The organism is Streptococcus sp. CL8.13, assembly GCF_049737895.1.
Map to the genome: position 1 here is coordinate 1 of NZ_JBKOTT010000050.1, position 6,311 is coordinate 6,311.

Below are 6,311 nucleotides of genomic sequence, written 5' to 3' on the forward strand. Positions count from 1 at the left end.
TAAGAAACAACGTGACCTCAATAACGGTGAAATCGTAGCACAAATCATGCTGGTTCAGAAATACTTTGATGAGCGTGGTCAGGACGAACGCGTCAGCCATATCGTTGTCATGGGTATCGGTGAGCCCTTTGATAACTACAACAATGTCTTGAATTTCGTCCGTACCATCAATGATGACAAGGGAATGGCTATCGGTGCTCGTCACATTACGGTTTCAACCTCAGGTTTGGCCCATAAAATTCGTGATTTTGCTAATGAAGGAGTTCAGGTCAATCTTGCCGTTTCCCTTCACGCACCTAACAATGAGTTGCGTTCAAGCATCATGAAGATTAACCGTGCCTTTCCGATTGAAAAACTCTTTGCTGCTATTGAGTACTATATCGAAACAACCAATCGTCGTGTAACCTTTGAGTATATCATGCTCAATGAAGTAAATGACGGTGTAGAACAAGCCTTAGAATTGGCTGAATTGCTCAAGAACATCAAGAAATTGTCTTATGTAAACTTGATTCCTTATAACCCAGTTAGTGAGCATGACCAATATAGCCGTAGTCCTAAAGAGCGCGTCCTGGCCTTCTATGATACGCTTAAGAAAAAAGGGGTCAACTGTGTTGTTCGTCAAGAGCATGGTACAGATATTGATGCAGCTTGTGGACAATTGCGCTCTAACACAATGAAACGTGACCGCCAGAAAGCAGTCGCAGCAGTCAATCCTTAATGATGAAGAAAACTTATAATCATATTTTGGTTTGGGGAGTCATTTTCTATAGCATTTGTATCGTCTATTTTTGCTTTACTCCTCAAGAACATTCTCCCGTGGGAGTGGAAACTCCAGGTATTCAGCATCTTGGACGCCTGGTTTTTCTTTTGACTCCTTTCAATTCTCTCTGGAAACTGGGCGAAGTGAGTGATGTAGGACAATTATTTTGGATTTTTTTACAAAATATCCTCAATGTCTTCTTGCTTTTTCCTCTTGTTTTCCAACTCCTTTATCTCCTTCCAAACTTGCGTAAGACAAGAAAAGTGATTTTTTTCAGTTTTTTAGTGAGTCTTGGAATCGAGTGTACGCAGTTGGTCTTGGATTTTTTCTTTGATTTCAATCGCGTCTTTGAAATTGATGATTTGTGGACCAATACCTTGGGTGGCTATCTGGCTTGGCTCCTCTATAACCGATTACATAATACTCAATGAAAATCAAAGAGCAAACTAGGAAGCTAGCCGCAGGCTGTACTTGAGTACGGCAAGGTGAAGCTGACGTGGTTTGAATTTGATTTTCGAAGAGTATAAAAACAAGATAAGGAATTAAAATGAGTATTTTAGAAGTTAAAAATCTGAGTCACGGTTTTGGTGACCGTGCAATTTTTGAAGATGTGTCCTTCCGTCTCCTCAAGGGAGAACATATCGGTCTGGTCGGTGCTAATGGTGAAGGGAAATCGACCTTTATGAGCATTGTGACTGGTAAAATGCTGCCAGATGAAGGGAAGGTTGAATGGTCCAAATATGTGACCGCTGGTTACTTGGATCAGCACTCTGTCCTTGCTGAAGGGCAGTCGGTGCGTGATGTTCTCCGTACGGCCTTTGATGAGCTATTCAAAGCTGAAGCTCGTATCAATGACCTTTATATGGAAATGGCTGAAGATGGAGCGGACGTTGATGCTCTCATGGAAGAAGTGGGCGAACTTCAAGACCGTTTAGAGAGTCGTGATTTCTATACCTTGGATGCTAAAATTGATGAAGTAGCGCGTGCCCTTGGTGTCATGGACTTTGGCATGGATACAGATGTAACCTCTTTATCAGGTGGGCAAAGAACCAAGGTACTTTTGGCTAAACTCCTCCTTGAAAAGCCCGATATCTTGCTTTTGGACGAGCCGACCAACTACTTGGATGCTGAGCATATTGACTGGCTCAAGCGCTATCTCCAAAACTATGAGAATGCCTTTGTTCTTATTTCACACGATATTCCATTCCTGAACGATGTGATTAATATTGTCTATCATGTGGAAAATCAACAGTTGACGCGTTACTCTGGTGACTACTACCAGTTCCAAGAAGTCTATGCGATGAAGAAATCTCAGCTAGAGGCAGCCTACGAACGTCAGCAAAAAGAAATTGCGGATCTCAAGGACTTCGTGGCTCGAAACAAAGCGCGCGTTGCAACACGAAACATGGCCATGTCCCGCCAGAAGAAATTGGATAAGATGGATATTATCGAACTGCAAAGTGAGAAACCAAAACCATCCTTTGATTTCAAACCGGCTCGTACACCAGGGCGCTTTATTTTCCAAGCCAAGGATTTGCAAATTGGTTATGATCGTCCTCTGACCAAGCCTTTAAATCTTACCTTTGAACGTAATCAAAAGGTTGCTATTATCGGGGCAAATGGTATCGGGAAAACAACTCTCTTGAAGAGTCTCTTGGGAATTATCCCGCCAATCGCTGGGGAAGTTGAACGCGGTGACTACCTAGAACTTGGTTATTTTGAGCAGGAAGTAGAAGGTGGCAATCGTCAAACACCACTAGAGGCTGTCTGGAATGCCTTTCCAGCTCTCAACCAAGCAGAAGTCCGTGCAGCCCTTGCCCGTTGTGGTCTGACAACCAAGCATATTGAAAGCCAAATTCAGGTCTTGTCAGGTGGGGAACAAGCCAAGGTTCGTTTCTGTCTCTTGATGAATCGTGAAAACAATGTCTTAGTGCTGGACGAGCCGACCAACCATTTGGATGTGGATGCCAAGGATGAACTCAAACGTGCTCTTAAAGAATACAAAGGGTCTATCCTTATGGTCTGCCACGAACCAGACTTCTATGAAGGCTGGATGGATCAAATCTGGGATTTTAACAAGCTAACTTAAGAATGAGGATAAAAGAAATACAGTACCGAATGTGGATACTGTATTTTTTTGGTTTTTAAGATTTAAAATTGTAATCTTTCACCACTTCGATGCTGTCGATTGTGATAGCAGTAGTTGGCTTGTCTTTTTCATCTTTTTCGGCTTTAGCAATTTTATCTACAACATCCATACCGTCAATCACTTGACCAAAGACTGGGTGTTTGCCATCTAGACTAGGGTTTCCCCCTTCTTTATAGGCTTCGATGATTTTCTTTGGATACTTGCTTGTAGGGAGTTTAGCAGAGGTATCTGTAGAGTTTTGGTTGATGAAGAACTGGCTGCCATTGGTGTTTGGTTGACCAGTATTAGCCATAGAAAGAGCTCCACGGATGTTATAGAGATAAGGAGTAATCTCGTTCTTGAAACCAGTTCCCTTGTCTTTAGTTTTATCCTTGTCATGCCAGATAGACTGACCACCTGTACCGTCTCCCTTTGGATCTCCAGTTTGGACCATAAAGCCATCGATGACACGGTGGAAGGTAATACCGTTATAGTAGCCTTCTTTGGCATGAGTGAGGAAGTTTTCAACCGCTAGAGGAGCGAGTTTAGGGAAGAGTTTGATACGGATATCTCCTTGACTTGTGTGGAGAATCACTTCAGCCTCGTCTTCAGCAACTTCTTTAGATAGTTGTGGGAAATTGGCGTTTTCGTTTGTTAAAGCATCGTTTAACTCCTTGGCAGATTGGGCTGCTGCTTTGGAGCTTTCCTCAGTGGCCAAGCTAGAATCTACATAGTCATCACCACGCAAACTACGTTGGATACTGCTGCATCCAGCTAGAGCTACAGTGGATAGTAAAAGAAGGGTTGCTAGTTTTTTCATTCTGATCCTTTCAAAAATTCATTTCTACCATTGTACCCTAAAAGGAAGTGGATTTCAAATGTTAGTGACAAGACAGTTTAAGAGGAAGCCAACCAGAAAGTCGCTTGTTTAGGGGTATCAATACCATAAGTGTACTCGAAGTATTTAGGAAACCAGGTCTTAAGAAAGCTCGTAAAGCTAGCCAGTTCTCTAAACGTTAAGAAACGGCTACAATACAGCATTTATCAACACTTCATGGTTCACACCATGGGGTGTTTTTTGATGTTTTTTTAGCAAAATTCACACCATTACTTTTTAAGGTTACGGTAGGCAAATTCACCAACGGCCATAGGAACTACATTAGAAGTGTTGACATAAATCTGAGTTGTACCTGTATCGCTATGTGTTAGAGCTTCTGAAATGTCCTCTAGTGATGTGCCAAATTGTTTGGCAAGAGTTGCACCCGTATGACGTAATTTATGAGGTGTAGCGTGTGTTAGTTCTGGATGACGTGAGGTAGTCAGAGTGTAGTGGACCGTTAACATTGCTCTTCATATCGATATAAGTAAAGACATACTGTTCATCAGATTGGATAATTCCAAATTTTGCTAGTTCTCTTTTTTGTTGCTTTTCCCATGACTGAAGTAAATCAGTTAGTTCAACAGGAAATCGGGAAATTGTTTTTTATTTCCTTAGGTTGGTATTAGTAATAGACTTCCTGCGAAACAAAAATATGATACAATAAAACTATAAATTATGAATCAAGTAAAGTATTAAGTGATGCACGATTTAAGCGCCTTGTTGGTGTTCAGCGCACTACTTTTGAAGAGATGTTAGCTGTGTTAAAAACAGCTTATCAACGTAAACACGCGAAAGGTGGACGAACCCCTAAGTTAAGCCTAGATGACCTCCTCATGGCTACTCTTCAATATATGCGAGAATACTGCACTTATGAACAAATTGCGGCTGATTTTGGTATTCACGAAAGCAACTTAATCCGTCAGAGTCAATGGGTTGAAGCAACTCTTATTCAAAATGGTTTTACGATTTCAAAAACTCATCTTAGTGCTGAGGATACGGTGATTGTGGATGCAACAGAGGTAAAAATCAATCGTCCTAAAAAAATCAACTAGCCAATTATTCTGGTAAAAAGAAATGTCATGCTATGAAGGCTCAGGCGATTGTCACAAGCCAAGGGAGAATTGTTTCTTTGGATATTGCAGTGAACTATTGCCACGATATGAAGTTGTTCAAAATGAGTCGCAGAAACATCGGACAAGCTGGTAAAATCTTAGCAGACAGTGGTTATCAAGGGATCATGAAGATGTATTCACAAACGCAAACTCCGAGGAAATCAAGTAAACTTAAGCCACTAACTCTTAAAGATAAATCCTATAATCATGTGCTATCTAAAGAGAGAATCAAGGTTGAGAATATTTTTGCCAAAGTAAAAACGTTTAAAATGTTTTCAACAAGCTATCGAAATCGACGTAAACGCTTTGGATTACGAATGAATTTGATTGCTGGAATTATCAATCGTGAACTAGGATTTTAGTTTCGCAGGAAGTATAATAAAAGCCATTAATTATATATCAAATACAATCTATACTACTTATCAGTTAGTAAAAGATTTAAAAGATTTGACTAGTGAAACGATTGCTAGCGAGGTTCAGGATATGAGTGAAGAGCTACCCAAAAGAGATATTGCAATTGATAGTAGCCTAGTTCATTATGATGACGGTCTTCTTTTGGGAAGTTTAATCAATATTGAGGATAGCCAAGGAACACGACGAGTGTTATCTAATTTATCATATGAACTAACGCTTATGCATTTTTCACAGTTTCATCAAGGTTATGAGGTAGTTGGTATTTTACAATCTTTGCGACAAAAGTAATTGAGTTATTTATTAAGCAAATTATGATGATTGGAGTAATTGTGCTGAGAAATAATATAAAACGCAATCAACTTTTAAATTGATTGCGTTCTGTTTAGTTTTATTCTTTTCCATAAAGGTAACGACTAGCAATTAACCAAGTAGCAATATACATTATCACGTTAACCAAAAATGCGATAACGATGACTATATTCCAATCATGGGATAAATTAGTAGTTACAATCCCCATAATTGTTGTACCAAAAAGTCCACCAATCTGTTTGTTAGCGTTTAGAGTTGCACCAGCAATTCCAGATAATTCTTGACCAGCAGCTTCCATAAGAATGGTTGTAGTTGCTGGAGTTAACACTCCGATACCTAGACTCATTAAAGAAAATAAAGGAATTAGGATGTATAGTTGAATTTCATGAAAAAGAACTCCAATTCCAAAAATTCCTGCTGCTCCTACAATGGCAAAAATAATTGAGACAGTAGCGAGGCTTCCCACGGAAAATCGTTTTACAGCACGTGCGTAAAATAAATTACCAATAATTAAGACAATCATTCCTGGTAGAATGAGGAGTCCAGAAACCATTGAGGAAAGGTTTAAATAAGTTTGAAAATAGAGTCCTAGCACCAAAACAATGCCATATAGTGAAATGTTAACTACTAAACCTAATAGATTAGAGACAATAAACTTAGCATTTTTTAATAGTTGGTGGGGAACAATAGGTGCTTTACTTTTTTTAT

7 protein-coding genes and 1 pseudogene are annotated in these 6,311 nt (G+C 39.7%); 5 read left to right on the forward strand and 3 right to left on the reverse strand.

What is annotated here, in order from left to right; translation table 11 throughout:
• The 3 genes from rlmN to ACLNCN_RS02695 all read left to right on the forward strand — a co-directional run.
• Nucleotides 1–718, forward strand: a 718-nt coding sequence (gene rlmN / locus ACLNCN_RS02685) for a 23S rRNA (adenine(2503)-C(2))-methyltransferase RlmN (protein ID WP_424844559.1), incomplete at its 5' end; no start/stop codon positions are given.
• Nucleotides 718–1,191 (forward strand): VanZ family protein, encoded by a 474-nt coding sequence (locus ACLNCN_RS02690; RefSeq protein WP_203180568.1) that lies wholly within the window; start codon nt 718–720, stop codon nt 1,189–1,191. The genes rlmN and ACLNCN_RS02690, both read left to right, overlap by 1 nt.
• 116 nt (nt 1,192–1,307) lie before the next feature.
• Nucleotides 1,308–2,849, forward strand: a complete 1,542-nt coding sequence (locus tag ACLNCN_RS02695) for an ABC-F family ATP-binding cassette domain-containing protein (RefSeq protein WP_000025377.1) — start codon at nt 1,308–1,310, stop codon at nt 2,847–2,849.
• 55 nt (nt 2,850–2,904) lie between these two features.
• On the opposite strand, the gene ACLNCN_RS02700 is transcribed toward ACLNCN_RS02695, so the two are convergent.
• Both ACLNCN_RS02700 and ACLNCN_RS02705 read right to left on the reverse strand, forming a co-directional pair.
• On the reverse strand, nt 2,905–3,708 hold the full coding sequence (locus ACLNCN_RS02700; protein WP_424844560.1) for a peptidylprolyl isomerase: 804 nt from the start codon (nt 3,706–3,708) through the stop codon (nt 2,905–2,907).
• 287 nt (nt 3,709–3,995) lie between these two features.
• A pseudogene (locus tag ACLNCN_RS02705) lies at nt 3,996–4,371 on the reverse strand (tyrosine-type recombinase/integrase); the annotation flags it as partial.
• Between the two features lie 65 nt (nt 4,372–4,436).
• Between ACLNCN_RS02705 and ACLNCN_RS02710 the strand changes: the two are divergent.
• Nucleotides 4,437–5,242, forward strand: a protein-coding gene (locus ACLNCN_RS02710; RefSeq protein ID WP_424844563.1) for an IS5 family transposase whose coding sequence is annotated in 2 segments (ribosomal slippage) — nt 4,437–4,811 and nt 4,814–5,242 — 804 coding nt in all. Because the reading frame shifts where the segments join, the coding sequence is not laid out codon by codon here.
• Nucleotides 5,243–5,363: 121 nt separating this feature from the next.
• Nucleotides 5,364–5,582 (forward strand): hypothetical protein, encoded by a 219-nt coding sequence (locus ACLNCN_RS02715; RefSeq protein WP_424844561.1) that lies wholly within the window; start codon nt 5,364–5,366, stop codon nt 5,580–5,582.
• A gap of 100 nt (nt 5,583–5,682) precedes the next feature.
• Here the strand turns inward: ACLNCN_RS02715 and ACLNCN_RS02720 are convergent.
• A partial coding sequence (locus ACLNCN_RS02720) for an MFS transporter (RefSeq protein ID WP_424844562.1) occupies nt 5,683–6,311 on the reverse strand: 629 nt, incomplete at its 5' end.

Bases quoted from the DNA above. Each gene is read 5' to 3' on its own strand.
- ACLNCN_RS02695 (WP_000025377.1), top strand. From the start codon at position 1,308: ATGAGTATTTTAGAAGTTAAAAATCTGAGTCACGGTTTTGGTGACCGT.
- ACLNCN_RS02700 (WP_424844560.1), bottom strand. From the start codon at position 3,708: ATGAAAAAACTAGCAACCCTTCTTTTACTATCCACTGTAGCTCTAGCT.
- ACLNCN_RS02690 (WP_203180568.1), top strand. From the start codon at position 718: ATGATGAAGAAAACTTATAATCATATTTTGGTTTGGGGAGTCATTTTC.
- ACLNCN_RS02715 (WP_424844561.1), top strand. From the start codon at position 5,364: ATGAGTGAAGAGCTACCCAAAAGAGATATTGCAATTGATAGTAGCCTA.